The 253-nt window shown below is 68.4% G+C and carries 1 protein-coding gene; it reads left to right on the top strand.

What is annotated here, in order from left to right; all coding sequences use genetic code 11:
• Positions 1 to 253: hypothetical protein (locus tag G6O54_RS37210; protein ID WP_165236258.1), on the top strand; the 253-nt coding region annotated here is incomplete at both ends.

The following is a 253-nucleotide window of genomic DNA, read 5'->3' as shown; positions in this document are numbered from 1 at the left end:
CTACTTCACCGGCAGCCTCACCAACCTCGGCTCCATTCAACTCGACCACGGCGTCGGGCTGCTCGTCGACCTCGGCGGCGGCAAGACCCTGGCCCAGGTAGCCGGCTCCATCGACGTGCCCGACGACAGCGCCCTCCAGGTCCAAAACGGTGGCCTCCGCTTCGACGGCGGCGAACTCGCCGGCTTCGCCTACCTCTACAACACCGCCCTGGCCATCGACGCCGCCTCGGGGGATGCCGCCTCCTTCATCCTA

This window comes from Aquisphaera insulae, from assembly GCF_011064615.1.
GTDB classification, from domain to species: domain Bacteria; phylum Planctomycetota; class Planctomycetia; order Isosphaerales; family Isosphaeraceae; genus Aquisphaera; species Aquisphaera insulae.
The sequence above is the reverse complement of the archived record's forward strand: the minus strand, read 5'-3'. Positions and strand labels throughout refer to the sequence as shown.